Here is a 14,583-nt window from a genome sequence, read left to right on the forward strand (position 1 = left end):
ACCGGCTTTTGGGAGGAGATAAGTATGAAGGGCTTGATGCAGGATTGGCCGCTGCTCTGTCACAAGATCATAGACCACGCGGCGACCTATCATGGCGACCGGGAAGTTGTTTCACGGTCGGTCGAAGGCCCGATCCATCGAACCAACTACCGCAATATCCGTGACCGTGCCAGACAAGTCGCCAAGCGGCTGGAAAAGGACGGCATCGGTTTTGGAGACAGGGTTGCCACAATGGCGTGGAATACCTGGCGTCACCTTGAGGCCTGGTACGGCATCCTCGGTCTCGGCGCGGTCTACCACACGCTGAACCCCAGACTGTTCCCCGACCAGATTGCCTGGATCATGAATGACGCGGAAGACCGGCTTCTTTTTGTCGACCTGACCTTTCTGCCGGTTGTCGAGGCTGTTGCTGACAAGGTGCCCAGCCTGCTGAAGGTCGTGGTGCTCACGGATAGCGCCCACATGCCGGAAACCAAGATCGCCAATGCCGTCGCCTATGAAGACTGGGTCAGTGAAGCGGACACGGATTTCGAATGGCGCGAGTTCGAGGAAACGACCGCTGCGGGCATGTGTTACACCTCCGGAACAACGGGCGATCCGAAGGGTGTCGTCTATTCGCACCGTTCCAATGTTCTCCACGCGATGGCCGCCGCCCAGCCGGATATGCTCAATCTGGCATCACGCGACCGCATGATGCCGGTCGTTCCGCTGTTTCACGCCAATGGCTGGTCGACAGCCTTTGTATGCCCGATGGTCGGTGCAACCATGGTGATGCCGGGCGCCGGCATGGACGGTGAATCGATCTACCAGATGCTGACCGAGGAGCGGGTGACCATGACGGCCGCCGTTCCAACCGTTTGGCTGATGCTCTTGCAGCATATGGACAAGATCGATGCCGCCCTGCCGGATCTGGAGAATGTGGTCATCGGCGGCTCCGCCTGCCCGCGTGCCATAACCCAGACGTTTCAGGATACATACGGCGTCGAGGTCATTCACGCCTGGGGCATGACCGAGATGAGCCCGCTTGGAACGCTCTGCTCGATCAAACCCGAATATGCCCATCTTGAGGGTGAGGAAAAGCTCGATCTGCAGGCCAAGCAAGGCCACCCGCCTTTTACGGTGGAAATGAAAGTGACGGATGACGAGAACAACGCGCTGCCCTGGGACGGCAAGACGTTCGGCCGCCTGAAGGTACGGGGCCCGGCGGTTTCGTCGTCCTACTACAAGGGGCGCGGGGCCGAACAGTTCGATGGCGAGAACTGGTTCGATACGGGCGATGTCGCCCATATCGACCCCCATGGCTACATGGAGATCACCGACCGGGCAAAGGACGTGATCAAGTCGGGCGGCGAGTGGATATCGTCCATCGAGCTGGAAAACCTGGCGGTCGGCCATGACGACGTTGCCGAAGCCGCCGTTATCGGCATTGCCCATCCGAAATGGGACGAACGACCGCTTCTTGTCATTGTGCCGAAAGAGGGATGCAACCCTGACAAGGACAACATTCTCGATTTCATGAAAGGCAAGATCGCCAAATGGTGGATGCCCGACGATGTAGCGTTTGTCGAGGACATTCCCCACACGGCCACCGGCAAGATACAGAAGACCGCGCTGCGCGAGCAGTTCAAGGACTACAGTTTCCCGGATACCTGACGGCATCCGCTTGCCGATCAAGAAAACTTGTGCAAACCGCGCCGGTGACAGTGCAACCCGCGCCGGGCGTACTGACACCGGCGCGGGCCTGCCGTCACCCGCCTCACAGCATCCTGGTTATTGTATAACCCGCCGCAGCCGACACCGACGTAAGGACAATGCCCCAGCTAATGTCCACGACAAGCACAGCAAGCGGCCAGTTCCGCAATGTGGCGTAATTGGTGACGTCATAGGTGCCGTAGGCAACACCGCCAAGCAGGCCGCCAAGCAGCAGCGCCATCAGAAGCGATTGCTCCTTCATGGCCGGCAAAACGGCGAAAACGACAATACCGGCGACATAGAATATGTAGAAGACCGCCGCCACGCCAAGCCGCGGCTGGTCAAGCATGTGCGCACCCAGTTGCGTGCGGTAGAAACCGCCGGCAACGCGCGCCAACCATACATAATCGACAGCCAGAAAGACTATCGCCGTCACCAGGTATGTTTTCAGGAAAGGGACCATTTTAATCCAGTTGTCTGCCGTCAAACCCCTTTTACGCCCTCGCACCCTGTTCGGATCACATTCTGCAGCACTCCGTTTTCCCGCAAACGGTGTGATCCGGCGGCCCGGCGCCTTCGTATGTTTTCCATGCGAATGCGTTAAAGGCAGGAGGCTTCATTGCGTAAACTGAACATTGCGGTTGTCGGCGGCGGAATATCAGGGCTTTCCGCGGCCTGGCTATTGAGCAAAGGCCACAATGTCACCTTGTTCGAACGTGCCGGCACCCTTGGCGGGCATGCCCACACGGTCGACGTTGAAACACGAGACGGACCGGTGCCGGTCGATACCGGGTTCATCGTTTTCAACAAAGCCAACTATCCCAATTTGTGTGCGCTTTTCCGTCACCTCGACGTGGCGTGCGCGAGCACGGAGATGAGCTTCTCGCTGACCCATGATTTCGGTCGCTATGAATATGCAGGTTCGGGAAAAGGGTATTTTGGCCAGCGCCGCAACATTGCCAGCGTCCACCACTGGATGATGCTGAAGGAAATCAATCGCTTTTTCCGCAACGCCCAACGCCGGATCGGCCTCTACCATGCCGATACCTCACTTGGCGCGTTTCTGGAGGCCGAACATTATTCGCGCGACTTTATCCAGGATCACATCATTCCGATGGGCGCTGCGATCTGGTCAACCTCCATGGACCGCATGCTGGATTTCCCGGCTCGTGCCTTCATCGATTTTTATGCCAATCATGGCTTGCTGCAATTTAAGAACCGACCGAACTGGAACACGGTTCTTGGCGGCAGCAGAACCTATGTCGACAAGATGGTTACCGACAGTTCCTTCCAGACCGTGCTTGGTGCGGACATAGCCGCCATCACGCGGCGGCCCGACCGCGTTTTGATTGCGATGAGGGACGGCGTCACGCAGCTCTTCGATCATGTGGTCATGGCAGCCCATGCCGACCAGTCGCTGAAACTTCTTGGTGACGCTGATGGTGCGGAAACCGCGCTACTGGGTGCCTTCCCCTATCAGGAAAACACCGCCGTCCTGCACCGGGACGAGCAGTGGATGCCAAAGCGAAGCCGTCTGTGGTCAAGTTGGAACTATATCAAGGCAGGCCGCACTGCCGGGGACGAGTTGTGCGTGAGCTACTGGATGAACCGCCTGCAGGCCCTGCCGACGCGCGACAATCTCTTCGTCACACTCAATCCGATCCGGGCGATCCGCGAGGACGCCATCATCGAAGAAATGACCTACGACCACCCGGTGTTCACAGCCGAGGCGTTCCGCGCCCAGGAGAGCATGCCTACGCTGCAGGGCTACCGACGCACCTGGTATTGCGGCAGCTATCTGGGATACGGTTTCCATGAAGACGGGATTGCAAGCGGGCTGGCAGTCGCCGAGAAGCTTGGCGGTCTGGCGCGGCCATGGGCCAACGACCCTGAATATGATCTGCGGCGCACCGGGTTCGACGAATATTTACAGGTCGCGGAGTGATGAGCGAAACCGAAGCCATTTATGCGGGAACCGTGATGCACCGGCGTCTGCGGCCAAAGCCGCATGCCTTCAAATATTCGGTGTTCTCCATACTCATTGATATCGACCGGCTCGAACAGCTCGGCAAACGCCTGCGGCTGTTCTCGCACAATCGCTTCAACCTTTATTCCGTGCACGATCGCGATCACGGGAACGGTGATGGCCTGAAGCCGCATTTGACGCACGTCGCATGCGAGGCCCTGGGAACCGACGCGGCGCAGCGCTTCCTGATGCTGTGTTATCCGCGCGTCCTCGGCTACGTGTTCAATCCGCTGACCGTCTATTACGGCATTGATGAACAAGGCCGCACGGTCGTGATGATATACGAGGTCAGCAATACGTTTGGCGAGCGCCATACTTACGCGATACCGGTAGATAACGCAGACGACCATGTCATGCGCCAGAGCTGCGAAAAGGTCTTTCATGTCTCGCCGTTCAACGAGGTGCGCGGGCGATACGCTTTCAAGACACGCATGCCCGGCAAACGGGCGAATGTCGCAATCCTGCTTCACGATGAAGACGGGCCGCTGCTCGCGGCGCAGTTTTCCGGCGAGCGCAGGCCGCTATCCGACAGAACGCTTGTAAAGATGTTCATCCGCCACGGCGCGATGACGCTGAAGGTCTGGGCGGGTATTCACTATGAAGCGTTGAAGCTTTGGGGCAAAGGGCTTCCGTTGTTCAAAAAGCCGTCGCCGCCGGAGACGCCCGTCACCGTGCCGCCACGCCGCCATAACCACAAACGGCTCGCAGCGTAAGTTGCTTTTAACGGTTCCGTCGGCCGCTTATCATCCGGCGCGACAGCGCATAGAACAGCCAGTAGGGCAGGAAATTCGTGAGCCTGACGGCGGTGGTGAACAGTCGCGGAAAGAAGATCGCATTCTTGCGCTGCAATATTCCCGACAGCAGTTTTTCCGCCGCCGCATCGACATCCATCAATCCGGGCATCGGGAATTTGTTGACCCTGGACATGGGTGTGTCGACAAACCCGGGCTGGACCAGTGTCACCTTGATGCCGAATTCGCCCAGCTCAACAGCCAGCGCTTCGGCGAGGTTGGTGAGAGCAGCCTTGGTCGGCCCGTATGCGAGCGAACTCGGCAGTCCACGGTATCCGGCAACGGACGACACGATGACAATATGGCCACTGCCACGCGCCTTCATGCCGGAAATCAACGCCTTGACCGCATAGACGGCGCCGAAATAGTTGATGGTCATCGCCTGATGCATCTTGTCCGTGTCCAGATCATCAGCCCGCATGGGGAACCAGACGGCGGCGCACAAAACCGCCGTGTCGATGCCGCCGTAACGCTTTTCGATGGCTTCAGCCGTTTGCTCGACTGCGGCCTGATCGCTGGTGTCGACGGGAAAGGCACCGAATGACGGGTTTTCGCGCTCCATCTGTTCGAGCTTTTCCACCGAACGGGCTGATATCGCGACATTGTCCGCCAAGGGTGCGCATTTTTCGGCCAGGCTTTGTCCGATACCGGAGCTGGCCCCGACAATCCATACATTGCCGAGGCTCTTTTCTTGCGCGCTCATGATATGGTCAGATACCGACCAGCGGCTGCATCAGGCGACTGACAACACCCTTGAACCGGGTTGGTTCCTCGGTCGCCACCAGGCAGATGCAGGGCTCGTCCGAATCGACCAGTGGCTGATGCTCCACATGCTCATCCAGATCGGCAATATCGCCTTTGGCGAACCGACCCATTTCGTCATGATATGATCCGCGCAGAATGAGTGTCATTTCCGTCCCGCCATGTCCGTGCTCGGGGATTTTGCGGCCCGATCCGATCTTCAGCAGAAACAGGGACCCATTGGTATCGGCCATCTCAATGCGGTGGCGCTGAACACCGGGTACGACACGCCGCCAAGGCAAGTCATCAAGCGACTGCCCAATGAGGTTTTGCAGAGGAAGTGGAACATCGCCTCCTGCATTAGCGGCCAGGCGATGCCTTGCAGCCGGCACGGCATCGGTATCCCCATCGGCATCGATCATCCTTGAAAGGCGTTCGAACGATCCGTTTGAAAGGGCCGCCGCCGGCGCATGCTCTAGGCAGTCTCCGCCGACAGCTTCGGCCAGATGCACCGCATGGCGGCAATCTTCGCACATGGCGAGATGCGAGGCGACAACCACCGCAAAGGCCGGGTCGAGGTCCCCAGTCGCGTAGCGCATCAGCGATGCATCATCCAGGTGATGATGAATGCTCATCTCAGTTCCTCAAGGTTTTCTTTCAGTTTCTTATAGGCCAGCCGGGTGCGGGATTTGACCGTCCCGATCGGCAGTCCAAGCTTTTGTGCTATCTCGCTTTGCGGCATGAATTGAATAAATGCCATTTCGATAACCGTTTTCTGTTCCAGCGGAAGCTGATCGATGGCGTCACGGACCATTTCTCCATGCTGGCCGGTGATCATTTCTGCTTCCGCGCTCGGCGCGTCGCACGCGATCGACACCGTCTCCACATCTATATAAGGCTGCACGGGTTGCCGCCTTATCCTGTCTATGCGCGCATTGCGCGCGATCGTGAATATCCACGTCGAAACTGAGCCGCGCTCTGGCGCATAGAGCGCGGCCTTGCGCCAGACCGTCAACATAACTTCCTGCATCAGGTCTTCCGCAAGGTCTTCGCTGGCTCCTGAGCCGAGCATCATTCCTTTGATACGAGGACCGAACCGGACAAAAAGGGTCTCGAATGCTGATTTGTCACGATGGACAGCCACGTCGGAGATCAGCACTTCATGGAGTGCCTGATCCGTCTTAGGTCCCGGATCTTCCGAGGGTTTTTCCATCTGCAAGACTTTCAGCATGGCCCGGCCTTCGCTGTTAAACCGGACTTATTACGACGGTATTTGCCGATCGGATCACGATAGGCAAAAAAATTCCAGTATTTTCCCTGCAACCGCAAATATTCGATTTTTTTGTGATCCGGAAATCAAGCTCCGGCGTAACCCTTGCCAGCTAGCAACCCGGATCATCCGGCGGTCGACTGCCTGTCCACCTGCAGAGGAGATGAACATGCAGAAAACAATAATCGCGGCAGTCGCCGCAATGGGACTTTTCGCAGCGGCACCGGCTGGTGCCAACAATATCGTCGAAACGGCTCAGAGTGCCGGCAGCTTCAATACGCTGCTTGCCGCCGCCAAAGCAGCCGGTCTGGCAGATGCGCTGGCAACGGGTGAAAACCTGACCGTTTTCGCACCGACGGACGAAGCTTTCGCCGCTCTTCCGGAAGGAACTGTCGAGTCCCTTTTGAAGCCTGAAAACAAGGATCAGCTCATTGCTATTTTGAGCTACCACGTTCTTCCGCGCAAGCTGATGTCAACCGACCTTCCCGGTCGCCGGATTCACGTCAAGACGCTGAAGACAGAGGGCGACAAGACGCTGGCCGTCGAGAAATCTTCGTCCGGTGTGACCGTGGACAACGCCAATGTCGTTTCCGCTGACATCGTGACCGACAATGGTGTGATCCATGTGATCGACAAGGTTGTTTTGCCGTCGAGCTAAGTGACGGATTGGGACGCGCATATGTGTCTGCGCGTCCCGAACCTTTTACCTACCGAATGCGCTTTTCCGTTTCCGCATCGAAAAGCATGGCGCGTTCCAGGTCGAACGTTATGCCGACCCTGGCACCCTCTTGCGACCGCTCATCACCGCGCTCTTCAACGATAATTTTCTCACCATTGTCAGATACGAGATAGTCATAGGACGTGCCGCCAAGCGCTTCCGTCAGATCGACGGCCAGCGTATCGCCGCTCTTGTCGATCTCGATGTGCTCAGGCCGTATTCCTAAAATAACGCGCGTGCCGTCCGCCGGCATGGCTACCGGCAATTTGTAGCTCTGCTTGAGCGCCGGGACTTCGATTGAATCGCCTTTGCTGGTTGCTTCAAGAAAGTTCATCGCCGGCGAGCCGATAAAACCGGCGACAAATTTGTTGTCCGGGTTGCGGTAGAGGTCGAGCGGCGCGCCCACCTGTTCGATATAACCACCGCGCAACACGACAATCTTGTCGGCCAGCGTCATGGCCTCGACCTGATCGTGGGTCACGTAGATCATGGTCGCGCCGATTTCCTTGTGCAGACGGGCGATTTCGACACGCATTTCAACACGCAACTCTGCGTCGAGGTTGGACAGGGGTTCATCGAACAGGAATACCTCAGGACCGCGAACGATCGCACGACCGATCGACACGCGCTGGCGCTGGCCGCCGGACAGCGCCGACGGTTTGCGGTCTAGATATTGTTCCAGCTTGAGGATGCGGGTGGCCTCTGCGACCTTTTCCGCGATCTCGGCCTTCGGATGACCGTTCATCTTCAGGCCGAAACCCATGTTCTCCTTAACGGTCATATGCGGGTAGAGCGCGTAGGTCTGAAACACCATCGCGACACCGCGTTGTGCCGGGTCCATCCGCGTGACGTCGCGGGGTCCGATGGAAATCTTGCCCTCGGTCGTCTCTTCCAGCCCGGCCACCATGCGCAAGAGCGTTGACTTGCCGCAGCCCGATGGCCCCACAAAGACGCAAAATTCGCCGTCCTCGATCTGAAGATCCACCCCGTGGATCACCTGAACATCGCTGTATCGCTTGACAACGTCTTGAAGTACTACACCTGACATCGTGTTAGATCTCCATTCTCTCCGGCGTTCTTTCGTTCTCGGGAAAACGCCAGTATTCAGCCGCATCGGCTATTTTCCCGGCTGCATTCTGTAATTCGGGCACATGCTTCCTCAGCTTGCCAAGGGACGTTCTGGCGGATGTGCTGGTGACCGAGACCGCTCCCATCATCTGTTCGCTCCTGGACAGGATCGGAACCGCGACGCAGATGATGCCCGGCTCATGGTCCTCGCGGTCGAGCGCATAGCCATCCTGGCGGATCTGATTGAGCTCGCAGGCCAGTTCCTGCTGCGAACAGATCGTCGAAGGCGTAAAGCGGTGATAGGATTGCTGCGGCAGAATCCGCTGCAGCTCATCGTCCGGCAGGTAGGCAAGCATCGCCTTTCCGACGCCCGTGCAATAGGCGGGCCCGACCTTTCCGGCTTCCGAAAACATCGTCACGCGGCGCTTTGCGTCGCGCTTATCCAGATAAAGCACGTGGGGGCCATCGAGTTGCGCCAGGTGAATGGTTTCGCCGGTTGCCTCACTGAGCGCCGTCAGATGAGGCCTGGCGACCGGTGCGAGCGATGACTGGGTCCAGGCGGAATGTGCCAGGCGCACAAGGCGCACACCAAGCGCATAGGTCTGCCATTTGCGGTCGAAGGTCAGTACGCCTTCGGTAACCAGGTTCTGCAGGATCCGGTAGAGCGTTGCCTTGGGGTATCGGGATTCGGCAAGGATATCGTTGAAGCGCACCGGGCGCTCAAACGATGCGACCAGGTCAAGCACGTTCAGCGCTTTGCCCACAGTCCCGCTCGACTTGCGTTCGCTCTCCAAAACTCTTCCTCCCTACCCCCGAACGACAGCAGTTGCCGATGAGGATATTCTTGACAAGCGTATGTTAGCCGTGCTCCAATTTCAATATGTAAATATTAGTTTCACTATTCGGAACAAAAGGGAGGATACCATGCGTTCCATTTTGAAGGCGTCAGCAGTGGCGCTTGTCACCAGTGCTGCCTTGGCGACAGGGGCGTTTGCAGACGGCCATAAACTCAGCGGGGAAATGAAAATCTTCCTCGATACGTCGAATCCGGCGCCGCGCGCCACGTTCGAGGGCATCATTGCCCAGTTCGATGAAATGCACCCGGATCTGAAGATCGAAACGACGATCATCGACCGCGATGCCTACAAGACACAGATCAGAAACTTCCTGACGGCCAATCCGCCGGATGTTGCGACCTGGTATGCGGGCAACCGGATGCTTCCATACGTGACCACGGGTCTGTTTGAGGACGTATCCGACCTGTGGACGGGTGACCTTGCGGCAGAACTGGCATCGACAAAGACCGCGATGACCATCGACGGCAAGCAGTGGGGCGTTCCCTATACCTACTACCAGTGGGGCATGTACTACCGCAAAGACATCTTTGATGAGCTTGGCCTGACCGTCCCGACCAACTGGGAAGAAGAAAAGGCAAACTGCCAGAAAATCGTCGATTCGGGACGCAAGTGCTACACGATCGGCACCAAGTTCCTTTGGACGGCGGCGGGCTGGTTCGACTATCTGAACCTGCGCACCAACGGCTACGAGTTCCACATGGCGCTGACCGCCGGCAAGGAAAGCTGGACCGATGATCGCGTGAAAAAGACCATGGCGAACTGGCGCGAGCTGATCGACATGGGCGCTTTCATTGACGACCACACCGCCTATAGCTGGCAGGAAGCCATTCCGTTCCTCGTTGACGGCCAGGCAACCGCCTATCTGATGGGTAACTTTGCGGTTGACCCGATCAAGGCTGCCGGCCTGACTGATGACCAGCTGGATTTCTACCAGTTCCCGCTGATTACCGAAGGCATTCCGATGGCCGAGGAAGCACCGACCGATACGCTTCATATCCCGTCCGGCGCCGCCAACAAGGAAGCTGCTCGCGCCTTCCTGAAGTTTGTTGCAACACCGGATATCCAGACATCCATGAACGCCAGCCTCGGTCAGTTGCCGGTCAACAACAAGGCAAGCGTCAACACGGACGACAAGTTCGTGAAGGCCGGATTTGAGATGCTGAACAATGCATCCGCCCTTGCGCAGTTCTTCGACCGGGACGCGCCGGCCGAAATGGCCAAGGTCGGCATGGAAGGCTTCCAGGAATTCATGGTCCGTCCGGACAATCTGGATCAGATCCTGCAGCGCCTCGAGAAGACACGCGAGCGTGTCTACAAGTAGTCAGACTGGGGCGGGCTTTTCGGGTCCGCCCCAACGCCTTTTGGACTACCCGATAGTCCGCATCTGGTTTCCGGCTTAGCCAGCCCAACGGGAACCGCGAACGCACCGGAAAAATGAGGTTCGCGATGTCAACCGCTACCCTAGCCAAATCCGAATACGAGCAAGAAAACCGATCCTGGTACAAGCGAAACGAGATCAGCATCACACCGTGGCTGTTCATGGCGCCGGCGATCCTGTTCTTCATGGTCTATGTGATCATTCCGATCTTCCAGAGTTTCGAGATTTCTCTGTTCGAGTGGGACGGACTTGGAGCCCGAGAATATATCGGCACCGATAACTATGTGGAACTTTGGGACGACCCGGCTTTCTACACGTCGCTGCGGAATAACCTGATCTGGTTGATCCTTTATCTTCTGGCGATTCCGGCGGGATTGTTCATCGCTCTGTTTCTGAACCAGACGGTCGTCGGCATCAGGCTTTACAAGTCACTTTTCTTTTTCCCGTTTGTGATCAGCCAGGTGGTTGTCGGTCTCGTTTTCACATGGTTTTACGATCCGACCTTTGGCCTCTTCAATACGGTCATTGGATGGGTGGGGCTCGGCCCGATCAACGTGCTCGGCGATCCGACCTATGTGACCTACGGAATTATTGCCGCGGGCCTGTGGCCGCAAACGGCCTATTGCATGATCCTCTACCTGACCGGGCTGAATGCCGTTGACCCCGAGCAGATCGAGGCCGCACGGCTGGACGGCGCCAAGGGTTGGAAAATGCTTTGGTATGTTGTCGTGCCTCAGTTGAAACCGGCCACGTTCATCGCCTTTGTGGTGACCATCATCGGCGCGCTTCGCTCGTTCGACCTGATCTCGGTCATGACCAACGGCGGACCGTTCGGCGAAAGCCGCGTCCTCAGCTTCTACATGTTCGAGGTTGCCCTTTCCGAATACGGTTTCCGCATGGGCTATGGCGCCGCCATTGCGGTGGTTCTGTTCCTTATCATGCTGTTCTTCATCGCGTACTTCCTGTACTCGATGTACAGAGACGAAAGGGGTCGCTGATATGTTTCCGACACCCATTCAAAAGACGCCGCGCAGCTGGCAGATCACCTACCAGTCCTTTCTTCCGATTGCCCTGATCATGTGGCTCCTGCCGCTGATTGCGGTCGCCATATTCTCGGTGAAACCGGAAGGCGATTTCTCGGCGGGCGAATACTGGTCCCTGCCCTCAACCTTCGGCGGCTGGGAAAACTATGGAAAAGTGTTTTTCCAGTCCGACATGCCGCGTTACCTGCTCAACTCTTTGCTGATCACTGTGCCGACGGCGATCGGCGCGGTGGCGCTGGCCTGCATGGCCGGGTTCGCACTGGGCATTTACAGATTCAAACTGAATTTGTGGATTTTCTTCCTGTTCGTTGCAGGCAACTTCGTGCCGTTCCAGATCCTGATGGTGCCGGTTCGGGACCTGACGCTGGATCTCGGCCTTTACAACACGAAGACCGGCCTTGTGCTCTTCCACATCGCCTTTCAGACGGGGTTCTGCACCCTCTTCATGCGCAACTTCATCAAAGGCCTGCCCTTCCCTCTGATCGAGGCTGCCCGGGTTGAAGGAATCGCAGAGTGGCGGATTTTCGTCTATATCGTCCTGCCTTTGATGAAACCGGCGATCGCTGCGCTCTGCGTGCTGATCTTCACATTCATCTGGAACGATTATTTCTGGGCGATTGTCTTGACGCAGGGGGTTGAATCTCAACCGGTCACCGCCGGCATCACCTCGTTCAATGCGCAGTTCCGGGCCGCCTATCACCTTATGAGCGCCGGAGCAATTGTAGCGGCGCTGCCGCCGGTGGCGATTTTCTTCCTGATGCAAAAACACTTCATCGCAGGCCTGACACTTGGAGCTGTTAAATGATCCTGTGCCCGAAACTGGGACATGAGCGATGATCCAATGCTGGCGGCTGGATGACAGGCGTCAGACTCTGGTTCTCGGCTCCCACAGAGAGCACCTTGCAGAGGTGCTCTACTGGGGGCCGAGGTTACCGGATGATGAGGATCTGAATACTTTATTTGCTGTTCATGCCATCGATGTCACCGGTGGCATGCTTGATTTGAATCCCGAATTGTCCATCTCGCCGGAAGCGACCCGGACATTTCCCGGCCAGCCCGGCCTGATCGTGCGCGCCAGCGACGGTGCGCAATTACTGACCAAATTCTGTTTCGAAAAGGTCGAGGAAGAACCGGGCCGACTGGTTCTGACCTATGAAGACAAGAACAACGGACTGACCTATACGGCGCGTTTCACGATCAATGAACACACTCAAGTGATCGAAACGCAGGCCAGTCTCGTGTCGACAAAACCGGTGCATCTGCACTGGATGTCGGCGCCTGTCATGCCGGCTCCGCAACTTTCGGACGAGATGATTGATCTTGCCGGACGCTGGTGCGGCGAGTTCCAGATCAACCGCACGGCCTGGTCGCCCGGCATGCGCTTTCGCGAGAACCGGACGGGGCGAACCGGGCACGAGCATTTTCCAGGGCTGATCATTCCCTGCCGCGGCGCCACCAATACGCAAGGCCAGGCCTATGCGTTCCACTATGGCTGGTCGGGCGGGCACAAGATGATCGCCGAGGAACTTCCCGACGGGCGGCGACAGATCCAGTTCGGTCATGCCGAGCGCATGGAAGTCGCCCCGCAGACCCGGTTTGAGACAGCGCCGCTTTACGTGACCTTTTCGGATGACGGGCTGAACGGCTGCGCGGTCGCCTTCCAGCGGCACCTGCGCGACGAGATCGTTCACATGCCCGAACCGGATCGGCCACGCCCGGTGCATTTCAACTGCTGGGAAGCGGTCTATTTCGACCATAATCTGCCAACGCTGAAGGACATTGCCGGCCGCGCGGCGGAGCTGGGAGCGGAACGCTTCGTGCTTGATGACGGATGGTTCGGCTATCGCGACGACGACACACGGGCGCTTTCGGACTGGGAGGTCGATCCGCGCAAATATCCCGACGGGCTCAACCCGCTGATCGAGCACGTGCACAGCCTCGGCATGACGTTCGGCATCTGGTTCGAACCGGAGATGATCAATCCGGATTCCAACATCCACCGGGCCCATCCCGATTGGGCCTTGGGCGGCGAAGACCAGATCCTGGGGCGCAATCAAAAGGCGCTCAACATGGCGTTGCCGGAGGTGCAGAACTTCCTGTTCGACCGCATTTCCGCGATCTTGCGCGATCATGCCATCGAATACATCAAATGGGATCACAACCGGGTCCTGCCGATGCCGGATGCGGCCCAGACGCGCGGATCCTATGCCCTGCTCGACCGGCTGCGGGAGGAGTTTCCGCTTGTCGAGATTGAAAGCTGCGCTTCAGGCGGCGGGCGGATTGATTTCGGTATTCTCAAACGCACGCACCGCGTCTGGCTGAGCGACAGCAACGACGCGCTTGAGCGGCTGAAGATGCAGCACAATGCGTCGCTGTTCCTGCCCGCCGCCGTGACCGGCAGCCACGTGGGGCCAAGACAATGCCACACATCGGGCCGCACGCTCGACATGCGCTTCCGCGCCTGGGTCGCGGCCCAGCGGCATATGGGCATCGAGATGGATCCACGCGAACTGACCGATGACGAGGCCCGTGCGCTGCGGCAGGTGATCGGCTGGTGGAAGGACAATCAGGGCTGGATGATGAAAGCCGATATTCTGCTCCTTGAAAGCCCGGACCCTGCGGTGATTGCGGAACAGCAGCTATCGGTGGACCACAAACGGTTCGTGGTCTTCGCCGGCAAAGCCACCACAAGCAGCCAGATCGCACCGAGGCCGCTGCGCCTGACAAGGCTCGATCCCGATGCACATTACCGGATCACATTGGCCAATCGCGACAATGTGAGCGGGCTTTCCCGCGGCACACAGACCCTGAAGACGGAATCCGTCGATCTCAGCGGCACATATCTGATGAACCACGGATTGACGCTGCCGTGGAGCTTTCCCGAAACCATGTGGGTTGTCGAGGGGGTACGGCTATGAGTGCTGGCGATTTGAGACAAGGCCGGCATAACGCCGTCTGACAAAATTTTGACTGCATGCCGCGCAATGCGGAGCGCGTTT

At 57.9% G+C, this 14,583-nt stretch carries 14 protein-coding genes; 8 read left to right on the forward strand and 6 right to left on the reverse strand.

The window, feature by feature from the left end; genetic code table 11:
• The first annotated feature begins 24 nt into the window (after window positions 1-24).
• Window positions 25-1,653, forward strand: a complete 1,629-nt coding sequence (locus OQ273_RS15675) for a long-chain-fatty-acid--CoA ligase (RefSeq protein WP_267991431.1) — start codon at window positions 25-27, stop codon at window positions 1,651-1,653.
• A 103-nt stretch (window positions 1,654-1,756) separates the two neighbouring features.
• Here the strand turns inward: OQ273_RS15675 and OQ273_RS15680 are convergent, their stop codons facing one another.
• Complete coding sequence (locus OQ273_RS15680; RefSeq protein ID WP_267991432.1) at window positions 1,757-2,155, reverse strand: DUF2177 family protein; 399 nt, start codon at window positions 2,153-2,155, stop codon at window positions 1,757-1,759.
• 156 nt (window positions 2,156-2,311) lie between these two features.
• On the opposite strand from OQ273_RS15680, the gene OQ273_RS15685 reads away from it, so the two are divergent.
• Both OQ273_RS15685 and OQ273_RS15690 read left to right on the forward strand, forming a co-directional pair.
• Window positions 2,312-3,637: an NAD(P)/FAD-dependent oxidoreductase gene (locus tag OQ273_RS15685; protein ID WP_267991433.1), complete on the forward strand. Its 1,326-nt coding sequence runs from the start codon at window positions 2,312-2,314 to the stop codon at window positions 3,635-3,637.
• Window positions 3,637-4,431, forward strand: coding sequence for a DUF1365 domain-containing protein (locus OQ273_RS15690; protein WP_267991434.1), 795 nt, complete (start codon window positions 3,637-3,639; stop codon window positions 4,429-4,431). The genes OQ273_RS15685 and OQ273_RS15690 overlap by 1 nt, the downstream gene beginning before the upstream one ends.
• A 7-nt stretch (window positions 4,432-4,438) precedes the next feature.
• On the opposite strand, the gene OQ273_RS15695 is transcribed toward OQ273_RS15690, so the two are convergent.
• From OQ273_RS15695 to OQ273_RS15705, 3 genes are read right to left on the reverse strand one after another with little or no spacing between them, the layout of a single operon-like run.
• Entirely contained in the window at window positions 4,439-5,212 is a 774-nt protein-coding gene (locus OQ273_RS15695; RefSeq protein ID WP_267991435.1) for an SDR family NAD(P)-dependent oxidoreductase, read from the reverse strand.
• A gap of 7 nt (window positions 5,213-5,219) precedes the next feature.
• Complete coding sequence (locus OQ273_RS15700) at window positions 5,220-5,885, reverse strand: ChrR family anti-sigma-E factor (RefSeq protein ID WP_267991436.1); 666 nt, start codon at window positions 5,883-5,885, stop codon at window positions 5,220-5,222.
• Window positions 5,882-6,481, reverse strand: coding sequence for a sigma-70 family RNA polymerase sigma factor (locus OQ273_RS15705; RefSeq protein ID WP_267991437.1), 600 nt, complete (start codon window positions 6,479-6,481; stop codon window positions 5,882-5,884). The genes OQ273_RS15700 and OQ273_RS15705 overlap by 4 nt, the downstream gene beginning before the upstream one ends.
• 208 nt (window positions 6,482-6,689) lie before the next feature.
• Between OQ273_RS15705 and OQ273_RS15710 the strand changes: the two genes are divergently transcribed.
• The gene (locus tag OQ273_RS15710) at window positions 6,690-7,178 is read left to right on the forward strand and encodes a fasciclin domain-containing protein (RefSeq protein WP_267991438.1); all 489 of its coding nucleotides are present in this window, start codon (window positions 6,690-6,692) and stop codon (window positions 7,176-7,178) included.
• Window positions 7,179-7,227: 49 nt separating this feature from the next.
• Here OQ273_RS15710 and OQ273_RS15715 read toward each other — a convergent pair whose 3' ends face one another.
• The gene (locus OQ273_RS15715) at window positions 7,228-8,286 is read right to left on the reverse strand and encodes an ABC transporter ATP-binding protein (protein ID WP_267991439.1); all 1,059 of its coding nucleotides are present in this window, start codon (window positions 8,284-8,286) and stop codon (window positions 7,228-7,230) included.
• A 4-nt stretch (window positions 8,287-8,290) separates the two neighbouring features.
• The gene (locus tag OQ273_RS15720; RefSeq protein WP_267991440.1) at window positions 8,291-9,100 is read right to left on the reverse strand and encodes an IclR family transcriptional regulator; all 810 of its coding nucleotides are present in this window, start codon (window positions 9,098-9,100) and stop codon (window positions 8,291-8,293) included.
• Between the two features lie 130 nt (window positions 9,101-9,230).
• On the opposite strand from OQ273_RS15720, the gene OQ273_RS15725 reads away from it, so the two are divergent.
• The 4 genes from OQ273_RS15725 (at window position 9,231) to OQ273_RS15740 (ending at window position 14,502) form a co-directional block, all read left to right on the forward strand.
• On the forward strand, window positions 9,231-10,484 hold the full coding sequence (locus OQ273_RS15725) for an ABC transporter substrate-binding protein (RefSeq protein WP_267991441.1): 1,254 nt from the start codon (window positions 9,231-9,233) through the stop codon (window positions 10,482-10,484).
• Between the two features lie 125 nt (window positions 10,485-10,609).
• Window positions 10,610-11,539, forward strand: coding sequence for a carbohydrate ABC transporter permease (locus tag OQ273_RS15730; RefSeq protein WP_267991442.1), 930 nt, complete (start codon window positions 10,610-10,612; stop codon window positions 11,537-11,539).
• Between the two features lies 1 nt (window position 11,540).
• A complete protein-coding gene (locus OQ273_RS15735; protein ID WP_267991443.1) occupies window positions 11,541-12,389 on the forward strand; it encodes a carbohydrate ABC transporter permease in 849 nt (282 codons plus the stop codon).
• Window positions 12,390-12,417: 28 nt separating this feature from the next.
• Window positions 12,418-14,502 (forward strand): alpha-galactosidase, encoded by a 2,085-nt coding sequence (locus OQ273_RS15740; protein WP_267991444.1) that lies wholly within the window; start codon window positions 12,418-12,420, stop codon window positions 14,500-14,502.
• The last annotated feature ends 81 nt before the right edge of the window (window positions 14,503-14,583 follow it).

This window comes from Hoeflea prorocentri, from assembly GCF_027944115.1.
Classification (GTDB): domain Bacteria; phylum Pseudomonadota; class Alphaproteobacteria; order Rhizobiales; family Rhizobiaceae; genus Hoeflea_A; species Hoeflea_A prorocentri.

Bases quoted from the DNA above. Each gene is read 5' to 3' on its own strand.
- OQ273_RS15675 (WP_267991431.1), top strand. From the start codon at position 25: ATGAAGGGCTTGATGCAGGATTGGCCGCTGCTCTGTCACAAGATCATA.
- OQ273_RS15705 (WP_267991437.1), bottom strand. From the start codon at position 6,481: ATGCTGAAAGTCTTGCAGATGGAAAAACCCTCGGAAGATCCGGGACCT.
- OQ273_RS15695 (WP_267991435.1), bottom strand. From the start codon at position 5,212: ATGAGCGCGCAAGAAAAGAGCCTCGGCAATGTATGGATTGTCGGGGCC.
- OQ273_RS15690 (WP_267991434.1), top strand. From the start codon at position 3,637: ATGAGCGAAACCGAAGCCATTTATGCGGGAACCGTGATGCACCGGCGT.
- OQ273_RS15700 (WP_267991436.1), bottom strand. From the start codon at position 5,885: ATGAGCATTCATCATCACCTGGATGATGCATCGCTGATGCGCTACGCG.
- OQ273_RS15740 (WP_267991444.1), top strand. From the start codon at position 12,418: ATGATCCAATGCTGGCGGCTGGATGACAGGCGTCAGACTCTGGTTCTC.
- OQ273_RS15710 (WP_267991438.1), top strand. From the start codon at position 6,690: ATGCAGAAAACAATAATCGCGGCAGTCGCCGCAATGGGACTTTTCGCA.
- OQ273_RS15725 (WP_267991441.1), top strand. From the start codon at position 9,231: ATGCGTTCCATTTTGAAGGCGTCAGCAGTGGCGCTTGTCACCAGTGCT.
- OQ273_RS15735 (WP_267991443.1), top strand. From the start codon at position 11,541: ATGTTTCCGACACCCATTCAAAAGACGCCGCGCAGCTGGCAGATCACC.
- OQ273_RS15680 (WP_267991432.1), bottom strand. From the start codon at position 2,155: ATGGTCCCTTTCCTGAAAACATACCTGGTGACGGCGATAGTCTTTCTG.
- OQ273_RS15715 (WP_267991439.1), bottom strand. From the start codon at position 8,286: ATGTCAGGTGTAGTACTTCAAGACGTTGTCAAGCGATACAGCGATGTT.
- OQ273_RS15730 (WP_267991442.1), top strand. From the start codon at position 10,610: ATGTCAACCGCTACCCTAGCCAAATCCGAATACGAGCAAGAAAACCGA.